Genomic DNA, 26959 nt, shown 5'->3' on the forward strand with positions numbered 1-26959 from the left:
ACCATTACTTCCCTACGCTAGTATGACCTAGATCAGGTTCAAAGGGTCAAGACACGTCTCTCTCAGCAAAATTATGCTCCCCTAGTAATTTGTATATTTGATTATCTTTAGCTAATCATAGATATTTTTGTTTGTCAAACAATCATCTGAGGTTTCATTTGTCAAATTACGCCTCAGTGTTACTCTTCGTAGAAATTAACCTAAAAGCGCCACGACACGCGCCAACGGTTAACTAACCTACATCGTGCAGACCTACATCCACGAGGCTTTATCACTTAAACTGACAAATTAGATGATAAAAACTTTGATAGTTGCTCTTCATGCTTGTCTAGCATAATCTGTTCTGGCTTAATCCCCTGTTCTCGTAGTACCTCAATGTTCTGCGCTAGAAACTCGTCGCTCCCCACAATATAAAAGAGTCCTGTCTTATCTTCCGCAAGATGTTTCACTTCTTCATAGTAGTCTTTACGGTTATCAACAAACTGTGCTACGAACTTCTTGTCTGCCGCAGATTTAAAAATATTAGTGAATAAAAAGTCTTTTGATGAATCAATGTTTAAAGAATGAATTTGATTGACGTTGTCAGCACGCTCAAAATAGTCAAGTACAAGCGGTCTGAAAGTTGCCAAGCCGACACCTGATGACAACAAGTAAATATTTTTATTCTCTCTTTTAAGCGGTACATTTGAATAAGTTTTAAATATGGCAACTTCATTGCCGACTTCAAGATTTCTCAAAATAGATTTAAACTCAGAGCACTGCTCTTTAATACGTGTTGTAATACCAATCGAATTTTCACTAGGTAAAGTAGAAATTGACATATGGCGAATTAAGCTACGGTTCGGTTTATCGTCAGCATTAAAGCCTTCAAGTGCAAAGTGAGTGTGAGCGCCCTCTTCCCATGTAAAATCTTGTGGACGATTAAGCAAGTACGTTTTAACCTCAGGTGTTTCTTCAATTATTTTATTAATTTTAGTCCAGTATATTTGCATTGTATATCCTCCTCGTTTATATGTAACATTACTATCTAACCATACAACAAATGATAACACTTCTCAATTGAAATGTATGATTATTTCAAAAAATTCCTATAAATAAGATAAAAATAGCACATATACCTATTACACCTCCGCGTAATGGGTATATGTGCTTCAAATAAAGGATTTTTACCTATTGTCTCAACACTCCAGCTTCAATATTGAGTTGATAAGGTAATTCATTCTACTTTTTTGCTCCAAGGTGTACCTAATTTCGGTAAAGCCCAGCGATCCAATCCATACCATCCAGCGACTTTCCATGCGAGCACTAACCATGTTGCAAGGATGAATAGCAACGGATTGATACTTAATGTTCCTGCAAATAAAAAGCTCACATTCATCAATGCACCAAAAAATGCTGCAATTCCCGTTAATAAGCCGACAATCAAACCTAGACCAACTAAAAATTCACCATATGCAACAACGAACGCAAATAATTTTGCATTTGGCAACACACTGTTTTCTAGAAAAGCAGCATACCATCCAGCTACATCTGCCGTTTCTTGCGATTTAGCAAGTGCGCCCTTTACAAATCCTTCAACTGCTTTTCCACCATTTTCACCAACCCATGCATCATTCTGGATTTTCCCCCAGCCTGCAGTTAGCCATGTGTACCCAACATAAAGACGAATAAATAACCAAATTATTGCAGAACGAGTATCACTAAACAGAAATCTTGAAACAGGGTTCTCCGGGATATAAATAGTACTTTTGTCTCTCATAAAATTCTCATCTCCTTATACGTTCATTATATGTCCTAATAGAATAATTTTCCACAAAGTTTTGTAAATAATCAATTACGATGAGGCGTAATTGTGTCCGAATTTTTTCGAATTCACTCTTATTGAAAATTAACATAAAAACGTCACACACTAGCAATTAACTGTTATGCATCGTGCTGAGTTTTCCTCCAAAATCTATGACATCTGCCATAGACTTCTGAACAACAGGATGTTGGTCACTTAGTCGTTGCATGCGTGTGATGACATTCTTAATAATGAACTATACTTTCTCAGCAAGCGGTTTGAACACCCACTGAATCTAGGACTATATAAGCATTCACCTCACCACCTGTGGAGATGGGTGTTTTCTGTACCTGACACTTGCTTTCGCCATAAGGAGAACATGTGCTGACGTTGCATTTTTACAATTATAAAAATCTGCTAAATTAAGATGAAAATACATAAATTACAACTATATTTTATAAGCGTTATTTTTACAATTTAAATAGGGATGAAAGATGTTCATACACAATTTAAAGCGCTCACAGCCTTTTACAAGCTTTCGCTTTTGGTTTTCGTGAATTGTGTCTAAACCAACTCCAACCACATCAACTCTTCACAATCTAAATATTTTCGAATCTCTGGATTAAACTTTATTCAGTACTTTCCATAGTTAATTTTACAGCCTCTCAAACATTCTATTCTACTAAACTGTAGCGAGAAATTTTTTCGGTTTTAAGGATACAGACATCGTATTCATCTTCTACAGATATTTCACTCATTGAAGTTCCTCTGATTCCATAGTGCTCAGCAAGCTATCCACGACAAAGTCAAGCTGCTTATCTAGCGAAAAGATATCATTGTAGAAGAATAAGCCAAAGCTCATATCAATTAGCCTGCCACTCTTTACAGCAGGAATATTATTCCATATTTAATTATCTGATAAATCTTCCATCCCTTCAAAGGCAGAGCGGAATACATAATCACCAGCATACTGAGTCAACACTTCGTAGGATATATCCATACTAGTCGCATCATTCTTGGAAGTTTCTATTTTCTGTTGCACAATCTCAGGTGCTTTCATTCCTAAATATTGATAAATAATCTGTGACCCGCGTCCGTAACCCATCCCTACCATTACGGCCATAGAACCTTTATTGCTTTCCATAATTGTGACTGTTTTGTCCAAAATACCAGCTTGCTGCAGCTTCTGCTTGCTTAGTTCCACCTTATTATAAAAATTTTCCAAAAGTTCTTTGGCCTGATCTTCTTTACCAAACGCTTTCCCTATAATTTCCATACGTTCTTCCACAGGTAAGTCATATGGTATATAAAGAGTGGGGGCAATTTTATGAAGTTTATCGTAAATTTCATCTGTTGTAACAATAATAAGATCTGGATTAAGGGCAAGCACTGCTTCTGGACTCGGTTGCCCATCTCCCAAAGTGGTGATGCCATCCAATTCACTAGCGATTGCCGCATCGCCTTCTCCCACCAGAGTGGAAATACCAACAGGTTTTATTCCTAGAGCAAGCAAGTCACCCATCAAATACAGGACAACGACCCGCTGCGGGTTAACGGGCACTTCCACATCTCCTTTGAGAGTGTGCACAATTCTCGTTTGCGGCGTCCCCTTAGTTTCAGCATTTGATGCAGTCTGTGTTTGCGTCTCTGACTGGCCCGCCGTCGCTCCATTATTTATAGGTACATTCGATGTACACCCCGATAACAACAACATCAAGCTCATGGCTGCAGCCAATATTATTTCCTTGTTTCTTAACTTTCCAAACATTAACAATTCCTCATTTCCCTTAGATTTGACTAATTTATCTAGTTCTCTCTTATTGTATTGAGGTTGATAATCATTATCAATATCATTAATGTTCATATCAGTTATCATTTTTATCCGGTACTCACTTGGCGTCATATAGTTATACTTTTTAAACATTCGGATTAAATTTAATCCGTCCACAAAACCGCACCCGACAGCAATTTCTTGAATAGTAGCATTTGTATATTGCAAATGCCACTTGGCCGAATCCAACCTTATCTTATTCAAATACTCCTGAAGGCTTTTATGCTCGCGTCTTTTAAAAAGCCTAACTAACTGACTCCTACTAATGGGTAGCATTTCAATAAGCTATTGAATGGACACAGGCTGGCTATAGTTTCGTTCTAGATATTGCTTAGCTAAAACTACGTAATCAGGCTGAAAAAAAAGAATATCTCCCTTTTCCAACTCATTGTAAATCTCATAGACAATCTGATACAGTACAATCTTTGAATAAAATTGATTTAATGTAGATTCCTGATTCCAATGGTCTTTCATATTCAAAAACTTCTCCATAAAAAAAATGGGGTTCCCTGGTGAGAATCCATATGTTTGTATAAACGGATTAATATGTTCTAACAAGCGATAAATTTCTCTTTTGTAAAATGGCGGAGTTTCTGCTCTATACAACACCATGTAAGTCTCGAGACTTCTGCTTGTAGGATGAATTGATAATTCCGTTCCTTTCCCTCCATGAAAAATACCAAAACGTTCCGATTGATATAATGTATGATCCAGTTTTACATTAGCTGTTCCACCACAGGTATACACTAGCATACTAGTCGGCATCCTGTAACTTTTAATCGGTTTGTCCGGATGAAGTAACTTGTAACGAACATCTATTAATGAAACGGATGAGCGTGTCCATAACCGAACAGCCCTATCGATCATTTCTTTTGTAAAATAATTAGTTGAATCCACATCTTCCAACATATACCTCGACTCCTTCAATCCACATCATATTTGTATGGTAATACAAATGATAATGATTATCAATATCAAAATGAGTCCTTTCCTACTAATCTTCTGCTGCACAGTCTACATGCCATCCATAAAGATTCCGTTCCTATCTTTATATTCGTTTGGCTTATAAATACACAAAAGCAGGTAATAGTTACATTAAATCCTTATATAGAAAAGCTAGTTAAACAGCTAAATACGCTACAGTATGAGGAAAATAAAACTTAGGTAGATGTCGCTGAATTAAAGGCATATATTCTTTTACAATTAAATCCCAAATTTTAACAGTGCTAATTCCATCGATATTAGCTAGCTTCATTCATAAAATGACAGTAAAAGCAGACGGTCAATTAGAGGTGCACCATCGCACTTCTAAACCGTCTGCTTTTTATGTTTCAACGAATATTAAGTTAGATATACCATAGACACATCCGAATAAAGCGGACGTTGAAAAACACGCTTAAATTAGGTTTAGTCAGCTAGTTCAAGCCACGCAACCGCCTCACAATGCGTACTATGCGGAAACATATCAACAGGCTGAATCTCCTGCGTCTTATAACCGCCATCTTCCAAAATTCTTAAATCACGTGCTAATGTGGCTGGGTTACATGAAACATAGACAACACGCTTTGGCTTTTGCTCAATAATAGTGTTCAACAGTGCTTCGTCACAACCTTTACGTGGTGGGTCAACAACGAGGACATCTGCCTCCTTGCCCTCCTTGTACCAACGTGGGATGATTTCCTCTGCTGGGCCTGCTTCGAAATAGGTATTTGTGAAACCGTTTAGCTCGGCATTACGCTTTGCATCTTCAATTGCTTGTGGGACAATTTCTACGCCCATTACGTGCTTTGCTTGTTTTGCTAAAAATAATGAGATTGTTCCAATGCCGCAATAGGCATCAATTACGCGCTCATTACCTGTTAGCTGTGCATAATCTAGCGCCTGCTTATAAAGCACCTCTGTTTGGATTGGATTCACTTGATAAAATGAGCGTGCTGAGATTTCAAAGCGCACATCGCCAATTGTATCTTCAATCGTGTCTTTGCCCCATAATGTCAGCGTTTCATCGCCAAAAATAACATTTGTTTTCTTCGAATTAATGTTTTGCACAATCGATGTGACGTTTGGTAAAAGCTCACGAATTTTTGCGACTGCTGCTTCTGCTTGTGGGAATTTCCGTGCTGTCGTTACAAGGACAACCATCACTTCGTCTGTTGCGCGCCCTTTACGCACAACGACATGGCGCAGCATTCCTTTATGTGTTTCTTCATTGTAGGGACGGATGCCTAATCCTGCTAATTCATGTTTGAAATCTGCCATGATGACATCTGCCTCACCTGTCTGAATTAAGCAACGCTCCATATCGACAATCGTATGTGATTTTGTTTTATAAAAGCCTGCGATTGGCGAGAGTTCTCCTTGTGCGAATGGGATTTGTGATTTATTGCGATAATGCCACGGCTCGTCCATACCTTTGACAGGTAATACAGGCACATCAATTTTACCAATACGCTTCATCACATTTTCAACCATGCGCTGCTTCCATTTTAATTGCCCCTCATACGACAAATGCTGTAGCTGACAGCCACCACACTGCACAAAATAATCACAAGGTGCAGCTACACGTTCCTTCGAAGGCTCAAGTATATCCAACGCTTTCGCAAAGCCATAATTTTTTAATACTTTCAGCACATGTACTTGCACAAGCTCCTGTGGTAAGGCGCCTGTAATAAATAATGGGTAACCATCAATCTTTGCGACGCCGTTGCCATCATGTGTTAAATCTTCTATTGTTACCGTTAAACGGTCATTTTTCTTTACTGGTGCTGTCATTGTAAATCCTCCATTTCAATGCCTTTATTGTAGCATGCAACCTACATTGACAAAAGAAATTGTGTGCCAGGCACTGAAAATATTCTGATTTGTTTGTGTGCCTGGCACTCATATATAGTATAATAGAATCAGCACCTTTAGATTACCTTTTTGAGGAGTATAGAACAAATGGCAGTATTAATAATCGGCTCCGTTAGTAATGATATCCTTAGGATACAAAAATACTTCAAGCGTATAGAACTAATGAATATCCATAGCTTTACAACAGTTGAAGCAGCTATCCAATTCGATAATCTGTTTTTAAAAGAAGATATACAATTAATCGTTTATGATGCGAAGTTAAATCTAACTAATTGTGAGGAACATTGTCAGAACATTGAGTCTTTAAAAAAATGGAGTGATGCACCTATTCTGCTTTCCACTTCCTACGAAAAGCCTATTATTATCGACAGATTATTTGAAGTAGGTATATTTGATATTATTTTAAAACCGTTTGATTTTACTCATTTTAAAACACGAGTACATGTTGCATTAAAATATCAAATGGAAACAAAGCTGCGTAAACAGCATCAAGATAAATTAGCAAAGGATTTGGCGATTGCAAAAAATGTCCAAAAAAGTGCACTAACACCCGCGTTAACATTGCCCCATATTGAACTGGATGGGTTGTACGTTACCTCCCATACACTCGGGGGTGATATGTATTGCTGGTTTGAGCTTGATGAGGATTTAACTGCAGTTATTTTGTTTGACGTTATGGGGCATGGTGTTGCAGCATCCTTGATTACAATGTCCATCCGCTCATTATTAAAAGGAATTATTACAAGGCTTATCGACCCAGTATCTGTTATAAAGGAGCTTAATAGTCAAATTTATGAGCTATTTTCTACAGATGATTTAGACAGCTTTTTAGTAACCGCGATTTATATGGTAATTGATAAAAAAAATCGCACATTGCAATATGTTAATGCCTCGCATCCAGCAGGTGTACTATTCGGTAAATATGGAGAAACCGTTACATTAACAGCGAACTCTCCAATTCTCGGGCTGTTCCCTGCTATTCAAGTTAAGGCGAAGCGGGTGCGGCTAACAGGGTGGCACCGCATTATTTTATATACAGATGGGCTGCTCACACTGCAAGATGACCAAGAGATTGATTTAAATTTTTTCCATTCTTATGCTTCTCAAAATAATAGCTATGCATTACAAAAATTTTCTCAACAATATGAATTAACAGACCAGCCATTGGAGGACGATGTAACCGTTGTTTCAATTACAATTACATTATAGGTGTGGTGATTATTGATGGAAATTATGCTTAATGTAACACCCAATCAGCAAACTATTTTTTTTATCGATCAAATGATGGAAAACTATACACAACTTTATGGCATTCCAAGCGCACAAGATATTTGCTTTGTCACACATGAACTCATTATTAACGCCGTTGAAGCAATGAACAAGGCGAATAGACAAGAGGATATTCAATTACATGTTTCATGGAACGATGAATATATTAAAATTACAGTGGCTGATTTTGCTGAAGGAATACCTCAAGAAGAATGGCAATCTATCCTTGAACCAAATTTAGAAGAAATGAGCTTTTCTGACCGTGGGCGTGGCTTTTTCTTTATTGTACACATGGTCGATAAACTATGGTTTGAGCAATTACCTGGTTCACAATTTTTAGTTGGTATTAAGAAAAATTTAATAGATTAAAGACTAATGGGGGCTGTACATAAATGAAATGGTCAATTCGTAATAAAGTTAATATCGTTATTTTTACATGTATTTTATTATTAGCTGGTATTTTAGGTGGCGTCAATTATTATGTGACGAAGAAAAACTTATTAGAAAGTGCCAATGAAAAGCTAGTATCTGATGTTCAATTAAGCTATTATGCACTGGATTCTAATATTCCTGGTGATTGGGATATTAGAGATGGAAACCTTTATAAAGGATCTATCAGCATGTTGGAAAACTACGATATTCCTGACCAAGTTGGCGAGCTAACAAATGGTAATGTCATGTCTATTTTCCTACATGATACACGTGTCTCAACAAATATTATAGAAAATGGGGAGCGTGCATTAGGTACAAAGGTTTCGGATGCTGTGGCAGAAGTTGTACTAAATAAAAAAGAGCGCTTCCTTGGTACAGCTACTGTTTTGGGTGAGCCATTCCAAGCCGCATATGACCCTATTTTTAATAAAAATGGCGAAGTAATCGGGATTTGGGCTGTAGCAGTTCCAACTGCCCCATATACGAAAATTGCAGCAGCATCCGCAATTGAAAATATCGTTATTTCTTTAGTCGTTGCTATTATTATTACAATTGCTATCGGCTTTATTATGCAGCGTCTCATTATTACACCAATCAATATTTTGCGTAATAACGCCAATGAATTGGCAAATTTGAATTTAAAGGTTGATTTATTAAAAGCAAAAGGCAATGATGAAATTGCTGATTTAGCACTTGCATTTGGCAATATGAAGGAACGCTTAACAGAAACCGTAACAAATGTAGCGCAAAATGCTAATGAAATTGCGAGTTCCTCTCTTGCATTAGCCGAATCGTCGCAGCAAACAAATGAAGCTTCCAGTCAAATCGCTTCAACGATGAATGATGTAGCTGCCGGCATTACAACACAGTCAGAGCAAGCCGAGCAAATTGTAAATATGATGCGTGATACAATTAGCCAAGTGGACAGCAGCTTAATAAACGCTGAACAAAGCTTCAACAATGCGAAAGAATCAACAAATATTGCCCTTGAAGGTGAAATTGCTATTAACAAAGCGATTCAGCATTTAAGTACGGTCACAGAAACGGTAAGCTATGCAACTGATTCGATTCAAAAGCTCGGTATGCGCTCAGAGGAAATTGGCGGTATTATTACTGTCATTACTGATATTTCAGATCAAACGAACTTATTAGCGCTAAATGCTGCTATTGAAGCTGCAAGAGCTGGTGAACATGGCAAAGGCTTTGCTGTCGTTGCATCAGAAGTGCGTATTTTAGCTGAACAATCTAAAGAGGCGGCCCAGCAAATTACGGAGCTCATTAAAGATATTCAAGCTGAAACGGCTGTAACAGTTCGCACGATGGAAAGCAATTTATCTGCGGTAGAGGAACAGGTAGTTATTATTAACCAAGGTGGAGACGCATTGAAAGTTATTGTCGAGAAAACAAGTACAACAGAGGCTGGTGTTGCTAAAATGAAAGATGCCTTTGCGAATGTCAATACGAATTCTCACAATGTTCAAGATGCCATTTATAATATTTCTGGCATTATTGAAGAATCTGCTGCTGCTTCAGAGGAAATTGCCGCAGCTTCAGAACAGCAATATGCTACAGTTGCTGAAATGGCTGAAAGTACAGCGAACTTAGCAGCAATTGCAGATCGTCTACGAGAAGAAATGAATAAATTTCAGATTTAATGGGGGGTATTAAACACGATGGAACAAAAAACAGCTACAATTCAAATTGCCAAAAAGCCTAACTATATTACCATTGCCTTCACAGGAAGCCTAGAATATGGCTTAATTGAAGAAATAAAAAAACAGCTACAATCACAAAGCTTTCAAACGGAGCTTGGTTTTATTTTAGATATGAGCCGTGTGAAAAACATTGATAGTACTGGCTTTGGCATGATTGTCAATTTTGCTAAAAAAGCTTCTACACAAAGTAAAAAAATCGTTATTATCGTTGTAGATCCTTTTGTTCGCAAGCTTTTCACCATTTCGCAGTGCGATAAAATATTCCCGATTGTTGAAAATGAGACTGCTGCGTTACAAGTCATTCAAGGTAACGGGCATACAGAGCTCTCCATAAACGAATACTAAAGTAAAAAGCGGTCAGAAAGTAGCCTCACACGCCACTTTTCGGACCGCTATTATTGATTCTTCAAAAAGCCTTCTTATCACAATTTAAATGAACTTTCTGAAACAAACTCCCTTTAAAACTTCCCGCCACTGCCGCTATAAGAGTGACCGCCACTTGTTGTACCGCCACCACCACTGCTACCTCCTCCTGAACTACTTGAGGCTTTTTTTGTTTTCGTTACAGTTGTGCGTAAATAGCGGTCATGTTTTTTCGTAATACCTGAGCCATTCGGATTAAAATAATCACGCTCCGTTGTTGTCATCTTCCCCCCTGAGCTGTAAGCCATCAGCCCAACAATAATAGCCGCCAGTAAAAGTGCTACCCCCCATTGGAACCACCATTGAAATATAATACCGTCTGGCCCATAACTCATATAATCATGGGACTCAATGATAAATTGACTGAATGCCTCGTAATAGTCGCCAGCGGATAAGCTTGGTGTTATTTGCTCTCGAATATATGCTAAACGTCCAGCATCTAAATAAATTCGCCCTTTCTTAAAGCCTGATAAAAAAACATCGCGCTCCTGCATATCAATGGACATCATCACTGTATTACCATGTGGTTTATTATAACCGGGCGCTTCATTATCATAAAAATCGCCCATGTATTGCTCGATTCCTTTACCATCCGTCCCATCGACAGTTAAAATAAGAAAGGCTGTTTTATAATCCGCGCTAAGCTCCTTGGCTAAGACCTCTAGTTCCTTTTTCTCCTCTGTTGTTAAAAGGTTGGCATAATCGAAAATATATTGTGTTTGATTGGTAGATTCAGCAAATACAGAGGGCTGCCACAAAGTAACTAGTAAAATAAAAAATGCGAAACATTTTTTTAGCATACTCATAAATAGCCCTCCCCGATCAATGTTGCAATAACTTTCAGTATAAGGAATGTGCCCGCTGCAATTCCACCAAACCAAGCAGCAGCCTTACCTTTACTAATCGGTGGCTTCCCTACCACTTTGCCTGTATAACCGTTCATCGCAAAAATATATTCCGAGTTGTTATAATCATGGTAAATCATCCACACTGGCAACAACACATATGCACTATTCTTTTGCTTTACATCAATGTCTTTTCTTTTATAACTAACCGTACTGTAATTACTTAAGTCTGCCGAAATATACTTATCGGCATATTCTTTTACACGTTTTTCTACACGCGGTAGCATTTCTTTATCTGTATAATTATATTTTTCTGCGATATAGCCTGCTAAATAAGGTGTTTTAAAATCCTTTAGCTCATGGAAAGGAAATGGCTCTATTTTATCCATTAATTCATCATTCATCTTCTCTGAAGCATCTGCTGGTATTTTCGAATAATTCAAGTTAATTTCACGCATGATATCGAAGTAACTTGTTTCCGTATAATCATAATTACCTTTTGAATATGTACGTACGACTGTACCAACTGCCTTCACCTTTGCTTGACTGTTTATATCATAAAGCCAGAACGGCACGTACATCCCTGTAATCGTTTTGACGCGCTCGGACATGGCAAAATCTTTTGGCATCAACCATCCTCGGCGACACCATTTTTTAAAAGCCTTCACCGCTTCTTTTTCGCTTATCGTAAAAGGTATGACCTTTGAAGGAGCTAATTCTCCTGATAAACGATCCGCAATGACAACCGCTGATTGACAAAAGCTACAGTTCGTTGCTGTTGTTTCTGCAAGTGTGATTAGCACAGCTCCACAATTATTACAATGGTATTCATTTGCTTCATTCTCTTCAAAGGTTGTTTTAATCAATTCCTCAGGATAGTTTTCAATCGTATCCTTTCTGCCACAGCTTTGACATGTCAATTTTCCTGTATCCGCATCGAAGTTCATATCTCCCGCGCAGCTAGGACATGTATAATGTAAAATCATTACCTTTCCCCCCTTTAAAAATTACTTATTGTAGCCATTATAATCTATATGATCTAGAGAAAAATAGAGGGCTGCATGAAAAAAGCTATCTGAATAGTGAGCTAACGCGCTACTATTCAAATAGCTATTCATGTTTTTAAATTTAGTATAAATCGACTTTTATAGCTTTACTAAACTCGATCTTCCTCTCGAATTTCCTCCATTGGTACAAACACTTCAATATGCTGTTTTAAATTTTGGAACGTTGCTGGCGCATCGCCACCGTACTCTCCATCTAAATTTAAATGTACCTCATCATCAGATGTGACCGTCACCTTGCTCGCCTTACGATAAATAAGATGCGGGTCATTTAAATGCTCCCCACGCAAAGCAAGTGAAGCAATTTTAATAAAATCTGTAATCGAGCATTCCTTCAACACCATAACAGTAAACAATCCATCGTTAATGGAAGCATCTGGCGCAATTTTCTCAAAGCCGCCAACCGAATTTGTTAAGCCACATAAAAACATCATCGCATTGCCATCAAACACTTCATCATCTATTTCGATTTTCATATGTGTTGCTTTAATTGATGGAATCATTTCGATTCCCTTTAAGTAATAAGCAAGCTGCCCAAGCACCGTTTTCATTTTGCTCGGCACTTCATATGTCAATTCTGTAATGCGACCACCTGCTGCAATATTAATAAAATAACGATTATCATTTAATGTCCCTACGTCTACGGGCAATGTATCACCTTTTATAATAATATCAACCGCTTCGTCAATTTTACGTGGAATATGAATCGCACGTGCAAAATCATTCGTTGTCCCCATAGGAATTAAACCAAGTCGAGGACGCTTTTCAAATGGGCTAATTCCTGCTACTACTTCATTTAGTGTTCCATCACCACCGACTGCAATCACAACATCAAATTCTCGCTCAACGGCCTCTTTCGCAGCTACTCTAGCATCTCCTTCACATGTTGTTGCATGGCAGGATGTTTCATAGCCTGCTATTTCTAATTTTTCCAATACTTCTGGTAAATGCTTTTTAAATGCCTCGCGACCAGAAGTTGGATTATAAATGATTCGAGCTCGTTTCATTCTGTCAACCATCCTACAAATTCAAATTTTCTTATCTATCATTAGTAACGCTTTTGAAATACAAACGTTCCCTATAGGATTGCCGAAACTCTCTTTTGGAAATCTTCATAAACATATGTCCAATATTTGCTGTCCTCGATAAATTTTTGACGCATATTTGTATACATCGCTTTTTGCGCCTCTTCAAATGATGGATCTTCTTTATCAGGCACCCCTGCACGTGCATCCATCACAAATTGCTGTAACTCTGGTGCACGTGGTCCCCATTTTCCTACGACTTCACCAGCTCCATTTAACACTAAATAAATTGGAATTGCACGACCACCATTTGTTAAATAGCGATCGATTAAATCTGTATCTGCATCGCGCAATGTTGCACGCACTTCTAAACCTGCTGCCTCTGCCACTTTACGCACAATTGGATTGTTGAGCATTGCATCGCCACACCAATCTTCCGTAATCGCTAAAATATGCACATGGCTATTTTTTAATTGCTCAATAAATTCATCGTTTGGGACATTAAATTTATCGTAAATAGCGAAGCTTTCTTCTCTCAATGTCGACATCTCGTCCATATATTGCTGAATAGAAATAGCCTCTTCAAAATATTGTTGCTCTGTTTTCATTTTTTGTTTCCTCCTAAGTGCTTTTATTTTCTATTTTGCATCTTTTAGTAAAATTTCACAACTAATTAATTCTACTTTTTCAAAATACAAAATAGCTGCCAGGAAAGTGAAAACTTTCTCGACAGCTATCATCTTTTAATTAACGTTTTGCAATCTCTTCTAATAAAATTTGATTTGTTAGTTGAGGGTTTGCTTGACCTTTAGATGCTTTCATAATTTGACCTAGCATCGCTTTAATCGCACGGTCTTTCCCTGCTTTGTAGTCTTCTACAGATTTTGGATCATTATCTAAAGCCTCTGTAACAAAGCCTAAAATAACCGCAGGATCAGAAATTTGGACTAAGCCTTTTTCTTTCACGATTTTCGCAGCATCGCCACCATTTGCTACAAGCTCTGTGAATACTTTTTTCGCAATTTTTGATGAGATTGTACCGTCTGCAATCAATTTCACCATACCTGCTAAATTTTCTGGCGTTAATGCTGTATCTTTCAATTCTTTACTTTCTGCATTTAAGTAAGCAGATACGTCACCCATTAGCCAGTTTGCAGCTAACTTCGCATCAGCACCCGCCGTTACAGTTGCATCAAAGAAATCCGAAATGTCTTTATTGATAACAAGTACTGCTGCATCATAAGCTGTTAAGCCTAACTCAGATTCATAGCGAGCTTTACGCGCATCTGGAAGTTCAGGAATCGAAGCTTTTATACGCTCTAACCACTCATCATCTATTGATAAACGCACTAAATCTGGCTCTGGGAAGTAACGGTAATCATCTGCGCCTTCTTTTACACGCATTAAAAGTGTTTTACCTGTTTTCTCATCAAAGCGGCGTGTTTCTTGCTCAATCTCACCGCCAGCACGTAACACTTCTGCTTGACGTACTTCTTCATGCTCTAAACCTTTACGCACAAAGTTGAATGAGTTTAAGTTTTTCAGCTCTGCTTTTGTACCAAATTTTTCTTGCCCATATGGACGTAATGAAATGTTGGCATCACAACGTAACGAACCTTCCTCCATACGCACATCCGATACACCTGCATATTGAATGATTGCTTTTAGCTTTTCTAAGTACGCATACGCTTCATTTGGTGTGCGAATATCTGGCTCTGAAACGATTTCAACTAATGGCGTTCCTTGACGGTTAAAGTCAACTAAAGAATAGCCATCAGCATGCGTTAATTTACCCGCATCCTCCTCCATATGAAGGCGTGTAATACCGATGCGCTTTTTGTAGCCGTCTACTTCAATTTCAATCCAGCCATTTTTTCCAATTGGCTTATCGAATTGTGAAATTTGATAAGCTTTCGGATTATCTGGGTAGAAATAGTTTTTACGGTCAAATTTTGTTTCTTGCTCGATTTCCATGTTTAATGCAAGTGCTGCACGCATTGCAAAATCAACAACGTTTTTATTTAACACAGGTAATACACCAGGATAACCTAAATCGATAACCGATGTATTCGCATTTGGCTCCGCACCAAAATGGTTTGGTGAGCTTGAGAAAATTTTTGATTGTGTTTTTAATTCAACGTGTACTTCTAAACCGATAATTGTTTCAAAGTTCATCTTATTTTACCTCCCAAATTTGAGGTGTTTTGCTATGGAAGTCTGTCGCTTGCTCATATGCATATGCTGTGCGATAAATTGTTTCCTCATCGAAGTGCTTACCGATAATTTGTAAGCCTAATGGCAGTCCATTTTCAAAGCCACATGGAATCGAAATAGCTGGTACACCCGCTAAGTTGATTGGAATTGTTAAAATATCGTTTGCATACATCGTCAATGGGTCGTTAACATTTTCACCAATTTTAAATGCTGGTGTTGGTGTTGTTGGCCCAATAATCACGTCAAAGTCTTCAAACACTTTGTCGTAATCTTCTTTAATCAATGTACGCACTTGTTGTGCTTTTTTATAGTAAGCATCGTATGTGCCTGCTGATAGTGAGTATGTGCCAAGCATGATACGGCGTTTTACTTCATCACCGAAGCCTTGTGCACGCGTTTCTTTATACAGCTCCATTAAATTCTTTACACCTTCAGCACGGAAACCGTAGCGAATTCCATCGAAGCGAGAAAGATTTGATGATGCCTCTGATGACGATAAAATATAATAAGCAGCTAATGCATATTTTGAATGTGGTAGTGACACTTCTTCTACTGTTGCACCTAAGCCTTTTAATACTTCTAGCGCAGCTAATACAGATTGGCGTGTTGCTTCGCCAACACCTTCACCTAAAAACTCTTTCGGCACAGCAATACGCAAGCCTTTAATGTCACCGTTTAAAGCGGCTGCATAGTTTGGTACAGGGACATTGGCAGATGTCGAATCGTTTTCGTCCACACCTGAAATCGCCTCTAATAATAATGCATTATCGCGTACGTTACGCGTAATTGGACCGATTTGGTCAAGTGAAGATGCAAACGCTACTAAACCAAAGCGTGATACGCGACCATATGTTGGTTTCATCCCAACAACGCCACAATAAGCTGCTGGCTGACGAATGGATCCACCTGTATCAGAGCCTAATGAGAAAGGAACTTCCCCTGCTGCCACCGATGCTGCAGACGCACCTGAAGAACCTCCTGGTACATGCTCAAGATTCCAAGGGTTTTTTGTCGCCTTGTAGTAAGAGTTTTCATTAGAAGAGCCCATTGCAAACTCGTCCATATTTAACTTTCCTACTGTGACCATGCCTGCTTCGCGCAGTTTTTTGACAACTGTTGCATCATAAATTGGCATAAAACCTTGTAAAATTTTAGAAGCACATGTCGTTTCTAAGCCCTCTGTCACGATATTATCCTTTACACCGATTGGCAAACCGAATAATGGGCCACGCTCTATGAATGGCACTTTATCTAATTCTGCTGATTGTGCAGTTGCTTGCTCTTTATTTAATGCTAAAAATGCTTGTACATCTCCGTCTAATGCTTCAATGCGTGCGAACGCTTCATTTGTTAAATCAGCGATTGTTACTTCGCCTTTATGTAAGCTTTCTTGCAGCTCATGTGCTGAACGCTCAAATAACGTCATCTGTAAAGTCCTCCTACCTTTTCATTTATTAGTCTAAAATTGACGGTACTTTCACTTGTCCCGCTTCTTGTTCCTTCACATTTAGCATCATTTTTTCACGTGCTAAGCCTTGTCCAGCTACGTCTTCACGCAGTACATTTACCAATGGTAAAACATGTGACGTTGGCTCAACATTTGTTGTATCTAACTCGTTTAGCTGCTCTGCAAAGTCAGTGATTTTCCCTAATTGTTCTGCAAACTTTTCAGCTTCTTCCTCTGTGATAGCAAGTCGTGCTAAATGAGCTACATGCTTTACTTCCTCTTTTGTTAGTTTCGCCATTATTTACACCTCCGAATAAAGTTAACCATACGTGTTATCATAACATTTTTCATAATGAAAATCATAAGTTTGAACAAAAATAACAAAACTTCTCTTGAAAACGAGCTGTCAGAAAAGCTTTTCTGACAGCTACCCATATTTTATGTTTTCTTGTTAAAAGCTTTGTACAAAAATAGTGTAATCAATACCTTTATTCATAAATATGAACAAAAGGCTTGTCGCTATCACGTTCCTTTTTAATTAACACTTCAGGGCCATTAACTGATGTAACACTTACTGTAATTGTTACATCCTTAGGTAATTGCTTCAGCATAACATCTGTTAAATATTGTGTAAAACCAATAATTTCAGTTGTACCATAAAATTGAATAGGGATCTCTACTTCCAAATTTTGAAGCTGGTTATTTTGATAAAACCCTGTGCCAATAACACTTGTAAAATTAGAGAAATATTTATCAATCTCTTGCTTAAAGTATTGGAAACTTTTATTCGCCTCTCGATAAATATCCGCAGGTGAGCTCATTGGGAACGTGACATATGCCTCATTAATTTTTTGCCATTCACCTAGCGCGCTTTTTCCACCATCGACAACGTTATAAGCAAAGTATGTGCCTGGTACAATTGAATTTCGAGGCTGCTGCTTATACAGCCCTATAACAATCGGTATGTCTGCAAGCTCCGAGCGCATTCTTAATCTAGCGACAACTTCTTCAGCAATTTCTATCGCTGCAGCCTCTAGCTTTTCATTTGGAATCGGCTCCTCAAAATACTCCCCATATCTTTCTTTTTGGTAATAGTAGACTGAATTGAGCGCAAGTCCAACTGACATGCCACTAAGTCTCACTTTATTATCATCTGTTAATGTTAAATAATTTTGCTCTACAATATGCGCTAAATAGACAGGTGCCTCTACAGCTTTAATCGTTGCATCAAGCTCATTTCCATTCGCATCTAAGCTAGAAGGATTTAGACCTTGTAAATCATCGCGCTGATCTGTCGTTTGATTTTCACGTGCAAGCCAATAGCTCACTGTATTAGCAGATAATTGTTGACCTTCTTGAAAAAAATATTTCTCTGTATCGAAAACATTTTGTGAAATACGCATTAAGCCATTTTCAGCTTCTTTTATATCGTATTTTGTATAAATATTAGAAACAATTAAACCTCTACTTGCACTTTCTTTATAAGGTGTGAGCGTCCTATAATAGTTTTCACTTAATTGCCTGCTTGTAATATGTGCTGTTTCTACTTCTTCAGCATCCTCTGTCTGCTGTACAACTTCCGTATCTTGCTTGAAGGAAGGCGTACAGCCAGCTAATATAGTTGCTGCTACGAGCACCGATACCCAGCGAAATCGAGTCATCAGTCAAGCTCCTTTACTATTGAAATTGTTCGATTAGGCGCTGCTCATCCCATATCTCAATCCCTAGGTTTTGCGCTTTCTCAAGCTTTGAACCAGCGTCTTCCCCAACAATTACGAGATCTGTTTTTTTGCTAACACTTCCTGAGACGGTACCACCTAATTCTTCTATTTTCGCCTTTGCTTCGTTTCGTGTCAATTGTGATAATTTTCCCGTTAAAACAATCATTTTCCCTGCAAATGGATTTTCACCTGCTTGGATTTGTATCTTTTTTCCCTTATAACTCATATTCAAGCCAACATCTTTTAAACGGACAATCAGAAGTTGAACATCATCATTTGAAAAATAACTAACAACCGAATCTGCCATTTTATCACCGATTTCGTGAATCGACGTTAGTTCCTCTTGTGTTGCAGCCATTAACGCTTCCATCGTTTCGTATTGCTCCGCTAAAATTTTAGCTGCTTTTTCACCAACATGGCGAATACCTAGTCCGAATAATAGACGCTCTAACGAATTTTCCTTTGAACGCTCTAACGCTTCTACTAAATTGCTCGCAGACTTTTGTCCCATGCGCTCTAGTTCGATTAATTGTTCAACTTGCAATAAATAAAGGTCCGCTACATTTTGAATATAGCCTTCTCTTAGCAATTGCTCTACTACCTTTTCACCTAAGCCATCTACATTCATTGCGTTACGAGAAACGAAATGCTTGATGCCTTCCGCAATTTGGGCTGGGCATGTTGGGTTGACACAACGCAGCGCTACCTCTCCCTCTATACGAATCAATTCACTATCACAAGCGATGCAGTTTGCTGGCATTTCATATGGTATAGCATCCTCAGGTCGTTGCTCTAATAGTACGCCAACAACTTCTGGAATAATATCCCCTGCTTTGCGAATAATGACCGTATCGCCAATGCGAATATCCTTCTCGCGAATTAAATCCTCATTATGCAAGGATGCTCTTGCCACTGTTGTTCCAGCTACTTGTACTGGCATTAAAATGGCTGTCGGTGTAATAACACCTGTACGCCCAACTGTTAAATCAATATCGAGTAATGCCGTTACAACTTCTTCGGCAGGAAATTTAAAGGCGATTGCCCAACGTGGGCTTTTCGCTGTAAAACCTAGTTCATCTTGCTGTGCATAGCGGTTTACTTTTATCACAATTCCGTCTATTTCATAAGGTAAATCATTGCGTTTTTCCGTCCATAGTTGTATAAACGATAAAACTTCGTCAATTGTTGCACAAGCTTGACGCTCACGGTTCGATGGGAAACCCAATTGCTGTAAATAATCAAGCATTTCACCATGACTATCTAAGCCATACATTTCTCCATCACCACCGACCGCATAAATAAAGGTCGATAGCTGACGGCTCGCTGCAATTTTAGGGTCTAGCTGACGCAAAGAGCCTGCCGCTGCATTTCTTGGATTCGCAAATAACTCTTCGCCTTTTTCCACTCGCACTTTATTTAAAGCCTCAAAGGATTTTTTCGGCATATACGCCTCACCGCGTACCTCAATCGTCACAGGCTCCTTTAAACGAAGTGGGATCGCACGAATTGTTTTTAAATTGGCTGTAATGTCCTCACCAACTGTACCGTCCCCACGCGTTGCTCCTTGTACAAAGACCCCATTTTCATAGCGTAGAGCGATGGCTAAACCATCAATCTTCAATTCACAAACATAAGAAAAATGATCGCCAATCGCCTGCCTTACTTTGCGGTCAAAGTCACGTAAATCCTCTTCATTAAAGGCATTGGAAAGACTAAGCATCGGATATTGATGTGTCACTTTTCGAAAGCCTTCCAGCACAGCTCCCCCAACTCGTTGTGTAGGAGAATCTGGATAAATAAAAGAAGGGTTCGCTTCTTCCAAAGCAATTAATTCATGTAATAGCTGATCATACACAGCATCAGGCACAGCTGGTTTATCTAACACATGATACGCATAATTGTAATCATGCAATAATGTATTTAATTCAGCAATTCGTTTTTCAATATCCATTATTTCGTTTCCTCCTACGCTTTCGTAATAGGGGCAAACTTAGCAAGCAATCGTTTAATCCCGATTTGTGGGAAAGCGATATCAAGCTCGGTATTTTCCCCTTCACCTTTTACACTTACAACAGTACCTGTCCCCCATTTGCCATGAACTGCTTTATCTCCTGCCTTCCAACCATGCTGATCTCCACCTGTTGCTTGCTGATGTATCATGCGTGAAGTCGGTTTTTGTACAGTTCGATATTGAGGTGCTCGGTCGTAGCGATTCGATCTAAATGGCAAATCATCTGTATGTGCATAACCACCTGACTTACTTATATGCTCTAATATAGCGTCAGAAATCTCGTTAATAAAACGTGAAACACTATTGTAACTAGAACGCCCAAAAATGGTACGTGAGCTAGCACTTGTTAAATAGAGACGCTCTTCCGCTCTTGTGATGCCAACATACGCCAATCGACGCTCCTCTTCCATTTCCTCATCATTCTCCATTGCGCGTGAATGTGGGAAAATATTTTCTTCCATGCCGATAATGAAAACAACAGGGAATTCTAACCCTTTTGCTGCATGCATCGTCATTAATATAATTGTGCCTTTTGCCTTTTCTTCTTCATCTAATGAATCGATATCTGCAACAAGCGCTAAATCCGTTAAAAAGGCAATAAGTGATTTATCCTCACTACGCTCTTCAAACGCTTTTGTAACGGTTAAAAACTCCTCAACGTTTTCCAAACGACTTTGCGCTTCAATCGTTTTTTCACCTTGTAGCATTTGACGATAGCCCGAGCGCTCAATGACTTCTTCCACAAGCTCTGTAACTGTAAGTGTCTCCTGCTTGTTGGATAAATCTTTCATCATCTCATAAAACTTCTCCGCTGATGCCGCTGCTCGTCCTGTTAAACTCATAAAGACAAGCTCCTGCATGGCATCAAAAATAGAGCGATCTTGCTGCAATGCATAAAGTGCCATTTTCTCAAATGATGTGGCACCGATATTACGCTTTGGCTCATTAATAATACGTGCCAGTGAAATATCATCATCATTGTTGGCAATTAATCTTAAATAAGCAAGTAAATCTTTAATTTCTTTGCGATCATAATATTTTGTCCCACCAACGATTTGATAGTTCATATTCGATTTTTTTAGCACATCTTCCATCGCACGTGATTGTGCATTTGTGCGATATAAAATCGCAAAATCATCTAGCTTGCGACCTTCTTTGCGAATAAGTTGTTGAATTGTTTGTACGACATATTGTGCTTCATCTGTTTCATTATATGCCTTATAGACAACAATTTTATCGCCTTCATCATTATCTGTACGTAACGTTTTCTTATAGCGGCTTCCATTGTTTTCTATCACTTCATTTGCCGCCTGTAAAATGTGCTTCGTCGAACGATAATTTTGCTCTAGCATAATTACTTTTGCATTAGGATAATCCTTTTCAAAAGATAAAATATTCGTAATATCCGCACCACGCCAACGATAAATTGATTGATCAGAATCGCCTACAACGCAAATATTACGGAATTTCTTTGCTAATAGTTGGACGAGGATATATTGGGAATTATTAGATATGGATAGGTAAGCCTTTGAAATCATCTTCAGCTTTTCCCCCCATTCACACCGTACATGAGGGTTTCCCCTCATACGGCGTTCCATCAATTATGAATCTTTAAACTAACATTTTATTTCCAGCCATAACTCGAAGTTTGTTTACTTTATCTCTACCTTCTTGTGTCAGTCTTGCTAATTGAAGATATTTTTCAATCGTCTCTTCATTTGTTGCGTGAATCAGTTTATGGACCATTTTAGTTATAAAAACTAAGTTGTTGTAATCATCTTTTCCACCTAATGCTCTTGGCTTCTTATGATGTAATTCCATATTATTTAGAAGAAGTGGCTCTCCTGTAACGAAACATATCCCCTTTTGAGCGATATATTTTGAGATGCGATTGTCATTATACTCAATGCTTTGATTAATTACAGGATTTTTTACTAGGTGCCTAATAATTCCTTCTGATACTGACTTCTGTGTTTTGTGTACGAGACTTCTACCTTCAATCGTGTAGTTGTTTATTTCTTGCGTAAAGTTCTTCGGGTTTTTGTGTTTGACACCATCAATTGGGAAAATGGCTACTCTGGCTATGAAAATTTTCTTTTTGCCTAAGTAGTCTTTATAATGCGTTTTGTAGTATTTACTAAGTTCCCCATTTTCAGATGCCACAAATTTCAAGCTGTTATATAAGGTTCGTTTGACTGAGAATGCAATTCCACTAAAATCCTTTGATACCATTGTCGCTTGCTGATAGAAATTTTGAAGTCCTAATATTGTTGCGTTAAGTTTGGACACTTCTGAAGCGGTGGTATTTTTCTTAATTCTTTTAATGTTTTCTTTAATTTTTTGTTTTGCATTCTGTTTAGCCTTATCAGTCATATATGATTTTACAGTATGCTTTTCTTTGTTCCTCACTACTTTCATTTTGAAGCCGAGAAACTCTGAAAAGTTTTTTCTTAAATTGATTACCTTCGATTTTTCCTTGCTAATATCGAGGTGTAATCGCTCTTTCAACCACTTTTTAACTCCTTCAAATATTTTGAAGGCACTTTTATGGTCACGACAGAAGATTTTAAAGTCATCTGCGTATCGAACGATAAACATCTCTTTTAAATTTGTCATTCTTTTTAAAGTGGCGTATTTTACTGAACGATCTAGCCGCTTTTTGCCACTTATAATGCGTTCTCTCTCATAGTTCTTTTCTGTTTTAAATGTTTCCCATTGGTCGCTTATCCACCAGTCCAACTCGTTTAAAACGATATTAGATAGTAGCGGTGATAAAATACCACCTTGTGGAGTGCCTTTGTTTGGCTTACCTAGTCCCACAATTTCAGCTTTCAACAGTTTGCTAATGATAGAGATCACTTTTTTATCCTGAATCCCCATACTCCACATTTGTTTTAATAACTTGCCATGATTGACGTTATCAAAGAATCCTTTGATGTCTATATCAACCACATAATGCAGCTTATTAAGATTGGCTAATGTAACTGCTCTTGAGTACGCGTGAAGTGTACCTCTATTTGGTCTAAATCCATAACTGTGATTATGGAATTTCGCTTCGCATATTGGTTCAAGAACTTGTTTAATACATTGCTGTATAATTCGGTCTTCAATTGTTGGGATTCCCAACGGTCTACTACCGCCATTAGCTTTTGATATTTCTTTTCTTCTTATTTTGTGTGGAATAAAGTTCTCCAACCTTTTTCTAACATATTTCACGAGTTTTTCGGGTTCTTGTTCACCTACAGTAATAATTGTTGATTCGTTTACACCACTAGTGAATGACCCTTTATTTTTCTTGATGTTTCTATATGCTAGTAAGATGTTTTCCCTATCTACTATGAGTTCGTAGAGATTTTTGAATTTCTTGTTGTTTTGACTATCTTTGTAAAGCTTGTCGAAGGTTTCTTGCATACCGTAATACTCATTATTTCGTAAAGACTGTCGTTTCAAAACTTTTTCGTTTGCTGTATCAGTCAATACTTTCACCACCATTTACGGTTTGGTGATTGCATTTCTTTTAGTCATACGAGAACCTGATATTATAAAATATTGTTTTAGTTATTCATAAATTGACTAATGGCTATCCCTCCACCGCTTATTATTACGGCTTCAACGGTACTGTGCCATCACTTTCACTGACTTAAAATAAGGTTATACAAATTGTTTTCCCTTATACCTCTTCATAGAGTGCAATCTCTCCAAGTAGCCAGCTTACCACGTTCCAAGAAATCATATCTGTACATATAATACTTTTAGGTCATTCCTCTAACCCTGTTAGCTGGATCGTGCCTGTAACACGATAAGGTGTTTCATAAAGACAAATCTTACTCCACCTCACTAACCCAACACTAAGTTGGTGTACCCTTTCGAATACCTATACCTCTAGAGCCGTACATTCGGAATTTCGTCAGTAGGAAGTTTTATTCCCTACATTCTAACCATGAGTATTTTTGTAGAACCCCAGCCTATCTACCACACGAAGTGCCTCCACTCCGCTTTCCTGTAATTAGGGTGATATTCAGCTGACTTCACCGAGCTTATAACTAACAATCTAATTGCATAGATGAAAGCTATTCGGAGGATTAGGTCGAGCCTTTCAGAGCGTTACCTCATCATTCGACTCATCTGATTTCTTAGTTCTCCTAGCAATTGCTAGTGGCTAATCTTTTCAATTAGCAACGTGTCGCACTATCTTGATACTCATCAACGTGTATATACTGAAATTTATTTTGATAGAATTCTAACACTTCTGGCACTTTTTCAAAAAGTTTAATTGTCGTCATAATTAATGGTGATAGGTAACACTTCGATGATTTCTCTATGTTTTCCCCCACCCCACACCGTACGTGCACCTTTCAGCGCATACGGCGTTCCAACAATGTTAATTTATTTCAATTACATCAAGTTCACATAGACTTCTGAGCGTATTCACTTTAGAAATTTGAAGCTTGTTTAAATTCAGTTCCCTAATCATCTCATTGATCTTCCATTCATATTTAGTATGAACTAAATTATGAACTCTTTTATCTAAGATGATTAAATTATGATAATCATCTGTTCCACCTAGATATTTGGGAAGTTTATGGTGACATTCAAAATCTATTCCTGTGAATTCTTTTAAAATTGCACATTTCCCTTTTTGTTGCGCATATCTTGAAACCTTATTGATATGAAATTCTGTTGAAGAAGTGATATTACATTCTATTTTTATAATATATTCTCTCCAGTCTTTCTTTTCTATTACAAACTCATAAGGCTTTTCCTGTCTTCTTTTACAGAGTGGGTATTGCGTTTTACCCATAGATATTGGCATTAACGGTACATTATGTTGAACCCAAACTTTACAGTTATTTTTTAACTTACTCATTTTCAGCCCAACACCAGTGCTCATCTTTTCAAATTCACTAAGATTTCTAAACTCCCCATTCATACTGAAATGATTGTGGATAAGCTTGTTAAGCCGCCAAGAAATTTCTCTCATATCTACACTTATTGCTGTAGCATGCTTGAAATATCCCCAAATTCCATATGTCATAGAATTCAGTTTATATACATCTGCACCAGACCAAGTATTTCTGATTTTTTCTCGGTAACTCCTTATTATCTTCTCTTTTTTCTTATCCGATATTCTACTTTCTGCTACACATTTATTACGCTTCATTTTAAGTTTGAATTTAAAACCTAAAAATTCGCTGTAATGTTTTCGCAGATTTATGATTTTACTTTTGGTATTCTCAACATCTAATTTTAATCTTCGTTTTAAATAGTTAGTTACAGCATTAGACCACCTTACAGCTTCATTGTATGTCTTGCATGTGATTACAAAGTCATCAGCATACCTTACTAAACGACCTTCCTTTAGAGTAGAATATGTTCTCAAATGCTTATATTTATCTCCAGTAGGGGAACCATTTTTATTGAAACGTAAAGTAATACTTGAAATTTCAATTCCACATTCAATCCACTGGTCATTAACCCAGTGGTCAAGATCATTTAATACTACATTGGACAATAGGGGACTTAAAATACCGCCTTGTGGAGTACCTTTTGTTGGTGTAATTAATTGACCGTTTGGCTCTAAGATTTTTGCTTTTAGCATCTTTTTAATAATTGCTAAAACACTTTTATCTCTGATACCAATGCTCCACAATTGGTTAACCAATATTTTATGATTAACATTATCAAAGAAACTTTTGATATCTACGTTTACAATGTATTTATGCTTGCTTAAATTCAAGCTTTTCATAACATCTGCTAACGCATTTTCCTGGCTTCTTTTCGGTCTAAAACCATAGGAGTTGTGAGCAAATTTGCGTTCACATATAGGTTCAATAATTTGTTTAATACACTGCTGTATCATTCTATCCCAAATAGTGGGTATTCCAAGCGGTCTTCGTTTCCCGTTATCTTTTTCAATGTAGACTCTCTTGACTGGATCTGGATGATAGTCCTTCAACCTCTCTCGTACTGTAGACACTAACTGCTCTATACTTACTTGATTAATGTTTTCGATGTTAAGCCCATCCACACCTTTTGCATGGCTACCTGTATTCCTTTTTAAACAGTCATAAGCGCAAATAATATTTTGTCTGCTTACAATTAACCTATACAAATTTTTGTGTGGCTCCTTTTCCCATAATTCCTTCTGCAATGGGAGAATATCGTGATATTCAGCTCTTTTGTCTTTAGTATTCAGCGTCATAATATCACTTCCTATATGGTTGTGAACTTGACAACTTAACCGTTTCCTCTGAATTTTCCTTGATAAAATTTACTTTAAAATTGAACATTGTCTAAGGGCTATCCCTCCACTACTTGTTATTGTA

Annotated in this window: 20 protein-coding genes, 2 pseudogenes and 1 riboswitch; of the genes and pseudogenes, 4 read left to right on the top strand and 18 right to left on the bottom strand. The window is 37.8% G+C overall.

Annotated elements, in window-relative coordinates:
- Positions 1 to 93: riboswitch (TPP riboswitch) on the bottom strand. This riboswitch is flagged as partial in the annotation.
- A gap of 182 nt (positions 94 to 275) precedes the next feature.
- From C9J34_RS01460 to rlmD, 5 genes are all read right to left on the bottom strand, one after another.
- Positions 276 to 992 carry a dihydropteridine reductase gene (locus tag C9J34_RS01460; protein WP_107838078.1) on the bottom strand — a complete coding sequence of 239 codons (717 nt, stop codon included), beginning with the start codon at positions 990 to 992 and terminating at the stop codon, positions 276 to 278.
- A gap of 224 nt (positions 993 to 1216) precedes the next feature.
- Positions 1217 to 1759, bottom strand: a complete 543-nt coding sequence (locus tag C9J34_RS01465; RefSeq protein ID WP_107838079.1) for a DoxX family protein — start codon at positions 1757 to 1759, stop codon at positions 1217 to 1219.
- A 931-nt stretch (positions 1760 to 2690) separates the two neighbouring features.
- Positions 2691 to 3890, bottom strand: a complete 1200-nt coding sequence (locus tag C9J34_RS01470) for an ABC transporter substrate-binding protein (protein WP_107838080.1) — start codon at positions 3888 to 3890, stop codon at positions 2691 to 2693.
- Positions 3891 to 3899: 9 nt separating this feature from the next.
- On the bottom strand, positions 3900 to 4523 hold the full coding sequence (locus tag C9J34_RS01475; protein ID WP_107838081.1) for a hypothetical protein: 624 nt from the start codon (positions 4521 to 4523) through the stop codon (positions 3900 to 3902).
- 498 nt (positions 4524 to 5021) lie between these two features.
- On the bottom strand, positions 5022 to 6386 hold the full coding sequence (gene rlmD / locus C9J34_RS01480; RefSeq protein WP_107838082.1) for a 23S rRNA (uracil(1939)-C(5))-methyltransferase RlmD: 1365 nt from the start codon (positions 6384 to 6386) through the stop codon (positions 5022 to 5024).
- 168 nt (positions 6387 to 6554) lie between these two features.
- Between rlmD and C9J34_RS01485 the strand changes: the two genes are divergently transcribed.
- Genes C9J34_RS01485 through C9J34_RS01500 form a run of 4 tightly spaced genes read left to right on the top strand, consistent with a single transcriptional unit; the run spans position 6555 to position 10228 of the window.
- Entirely contained in the window at positions 6555 to 7676 is a 1122-nt protein-coding gene (locus C9J34_RS01485; RefSeq protein ID WP_107838083.1) for a SpoIIE family protein phosphatase, read from the top strand.
- Between the two features lie 15 nt (positions 7677 to 7691).
- Positions 7692 to 8105, top strand: coding sequence for an ATP-binding protein (locus tag C9J34_RS01490; RefSeq protein ID WP_107838084.1), 414 nt, complete (start codon positions 7692 to 7694; stop codon positions 8103 to 8105).
- A gap of 23 nt (positions 8106 to 8128) precedes the next feature.
- A complete protein-coding gene (locus C9J34_RS01495) occupies positions 8129 to 9823 on the top strand; it encodes a methyl-accepting chemotaxis protein (protein WP_107838085.1) in 1695 nt (564 codons plus the stop codon).
- A gap of 18 nt (positions 9824 to 9841) precedes the next feature.
- Positions 9842 to 10228, top strand: a complete 387-nt coding sequence (locus C9J34_RS01500; protein WP_107838086.1) for an STAS domain-containing protein — start codon at positions 9842 to 9844, stop codon at positions 10226 to 10228.
- Positions 10229 to 10341: 113 nt separating this feature from the next.
- On the opposite strand, the gene C9J34_RS01505 is transcribed toward C9J34_RS01500, so the two are convergent.
- The 13 genes and pseudogenes from C9J34_RS01505 to ltrA (C9J34_RS01565) all read right to left on the bottom strand — a co-directional run bounded on the left by C9J34_RS01505 (position 10342) and on the right by ltrA (C9J34_RS01565) (position 26835).
- Positions 10342 to 11112, bottom strand: coding sequence for a TPM domain-containing protein (locus tag C9J34_RS01505; protein WP_107838087.1), 771 nt, complete (start codon positions 11110 to 11112; stop codon positions 10342 to 10344).
- Positions 11109 to 12137, bottom strand: a complete 1029-nt coding sequence (locus tag C9J34_RS01510; RefSeq protein ID WP_107838088.1) for a Trm112 family protein — start codon at positions 12135 to 12137, stop codon at positions 11109 to 11111. Before C9J34_RS01510 ends, C9J34_RS01505 begins: the two co-directional genes overlap by 4 nt.
- A 170-nt stretch (positions 12138 to 12307) precedes the next feature.
- A complete protein-coding gene (locus C9J34_RS01515; protein WP_107838089.1) occupies positions 12308 to 13222 on the bottom strand; it encodes a diacylglycerol kinase in 915 nt (304 codons plus the stop codon).
- Between the two features lie 71 nt (positions 13223 to 13293).
- Entirely contained in the window at positions 13294 to 13848 is a 555-nt protein-coding gene (locus C9J34_RS01520) for a thioredoxin family protein (protein WP_107838090.1), read from the bottom strand.
- 139 nt (positions 13849 to 13987) lie between these two features.
- On the bottom strand, positions 13988 to 15415 hold the full coding sequence (gene gatB, locus C9J34_RS01525; protein ID WP_107838091.1) for an Asp-tRNA(Asn)/Glu-tRNA(Gln) amidotransferase subunit GatB: 1428 nt from the start codon (positions 15413 to 15415) through the stop codon (positions 13988 to 13990).
- Position 15416: 1 nt separating this feature from the next.
- Positions 15417 to 16880 carry an Asp-tRNA(Asn)/Glu-tRNA(Gln) amidotransferase subunit GatA gene (gatA, locus tag C9J34_RS01530; RefSeq protein ID WP_107838092.1) on the bottom strand — a complete coding sequence of 488 codons (1464 nt, stop codon included), beginning with the start codon at positions 16878 to 16880 and terminating at the stop codon, positions 15417 to 15419.
- 28 nt (positions 16881 to 16908) lie between these two features.
- Complete coding sequence (gatC, locus tag C9J34_RS01535; protein WP_107838093.1) at positions 16909 to 17199, bottom strand: Asp-tRNA(Asn)/Glu-tRNA(Gln) amidotransferase subunit GatC; 291 nt, start codon at positions 17197 to 17199, stop codon at positions 16909 to 16911.
- Positions 17200 to 17389: 190 nt separating this feature from the next.
- Positions 17390 to 18562 (bottom strand): CamS family sex pheromone protein, encoded by a 1173-nt coding sequence (locus C9J34_RS01540; RefSeq protein WP_107838094.1) that lies wholly within the window; start codon positions 18560 to 18562, stop codon positions 17390 to 17392.
- A gap of 16 nt (positions 18563 to 18578) precedes the next feature.
- Positions 18579 to 20576 (bottom strand): NAD-dependent DNA ligase LigA, encoded by a 1998-nt coding sequence (gene ligA, locus C9J34_RS01545; protein ID WP_107838095.1) that lies wholly within the window; start codon positions 20574 to 20576, stop codon positions 18579 to 18581.
- Between the two features lie 11 nt (positions 20577 to 20587).
- Positions 20588 to 22144, bottom strand: a pseudogene (locus C9J34_RS01550) (3'-5' exonuclease); the annotation flags it as partial.
- Between the two features lie 100 nt (positions 22145 to 22244).
- Positions 22245 to 24119, bottom strand: a complete 1875-nt coding sequence (gene ltrA / locus C9J34_RS01555) for a group II intron reverse transcriptase/maturase (RefSeq protein ID WP_338016179.1) — start codon at positions 24117 to 24119, stop codon at positions 22245 to 22247.
- 701 nt (positions 24120 to 24820) lie between these two features.
- Positions 24821 to 24985, bottom strand: a pseudogene (locus C9J34_RS01560) (UvrD-helicase domain-containing protein); the annotation flags it as partial.
- 29 nt (positions 24986 to 25014) lie between these two features.
- Complete coding sequence (gene ltrA, locus C9J34_RS01565; RefSeq protein ID WP_107838098.1) at positions 25015 to 26835, bottom strand: group II intron reverse transcriptase/maturase; 1821 nt, start codon at positions 26833 to 26835, stop codon at positions 25015 to 25017.
- Positions 26836 to 26959: the final 124 nt, after the last annotated feature.

Origin of the sequence: Metasolibacillus meyeri (assembly GCF_003049505.1) — a bacterium.
In the GTDB taxonomy this organism is placed as follows: Bacteria; Bacillota; Bacilli; order Bacillales_A; family Planococcaceae; genus Metasolibacillus; species Metasolibacillus meyeri.

Bases quoted from the DNA above. Each gene is read 5' to 3' on its own strand.
- C9J34_RS01460 (WP_107838078.1), bottom strand. From the start codon at position 992: ATGCAAATATACTGGACTAAAATTAATAAAATAATTGAAGAAACACCT.
- C9J34_RS01465 (WP_107838079.1), bottom strand. From the start codon at position 1,759: ATGAGAGACAAAAGTACTATTTATATCCCGGAGAACCCTGTTTCAAGA.
- C9J34_RS01470 (WP_107838080.1), bottom strand. From the start codon at position 3,890: ATGCTACCCATTAGTAGGAGTCAGTTAGTTAGGCTTTTTAAAAGACGC.
- C9J34_RS01475 (WP_107838081.1), bottom strand. From the start codon at position 4,523: ATGTTGGAAGATGTGGATTCAACTAATTATTTTACAAAAGAAATGATC.
- rlmD (WP_107838082.1), bottom strand. From the start codon at position 6,386: ATGACAGCACCAGTAAAGAAAAATGACCGTTTAACGGTAACAATAGAA.
- C9J34_RS01485 (WP_107838083.1), top strand. From the start codon at position 6,555: ATGGCAGTATTAATAATCGGCTCCGTTAGTAATGATATCCTTAGGATA.
- C9J34_RS01490 (WP_107838084.1), top strand. From the start codon at position 7,692: ATGGAAATTATGCTTAATGTAACACCCAATCAGCAAACTATTTTTTTT.
- C9J34_RS01495 (WP_107838085.1), top strand. From the start codon at position 8,129: ATGAAATGGTCAATTCGTAATAAAGTTAATATCGTTATTTTTACATGT.
- C9J34_RS01500 (WP_107838086.1), top strand. From the start codon at position 9,842: ATGGAACAAAAAACAGCTACAATTCAAATTGCCAAAAAGCCTAACTAT.
- C9J34_RS01505 (WP_107838087.1), bottom strand. From the start codon at position 11,112: ATGAGTATGCTAAAAAAATGTTTCGCATTTTTTATTTTACTAGTTACT.
- C9J34_RS01510 (WP_107838088.1), bottom strand. From the start codon at position 12,137: ATGATTTTACATTATACATGTCCTAGCTGCGCGGGAGATATGAACTTC.
- C9J34_RS01515 (WP_107838089.1), bottom strand. From the start codon at position 13,222: ATGAAACGAGCTCGAATCATTTATAATCCAACTTCTGGTCGCGAGGCA.
- C9J34_RS01520 (WP_107838090.1), bottom strand. From the start codon at position 13,848: ATGAAAACAGAGCAACAATATTTTGAAGAGGCTATTTCTATTCAGCAA.
- gatB (WP_107838091.1), bottom strand. From the start codon at position 15,415: ATGAACTTTGAAACAATTATCGGTTTAGAAGTACACGTTGAATTAAAA.
- gatA (WP_107838092.1), bottom strand. From the start codon at position 16,880: ATGACGTTATTTGAGCGTTCAGCACATGAGCTGCAAGAAAGCTTACAT.
- gatC (WP_107838093.1), bottom strand. From the start codon at position 17,199: ATGGCGAAACTAACAAAAGAGGAAGTAAAGCATGTAGCTCATTTAGCA.
- C9J34_RS01540 (WP_107838094.1), bottom strand. From the start codon at position 18,562: ATGACTCGATTTCGCTGGGTATCGGTGCTCGTAGCAGCAACTATATTA.
- ltrA (WP_107838098.1), bottom strand. From the start codon at position 26,835: ATGACGCTGAATACTAAAGACAAAAGAGCTGAATATCACGATATTCTC.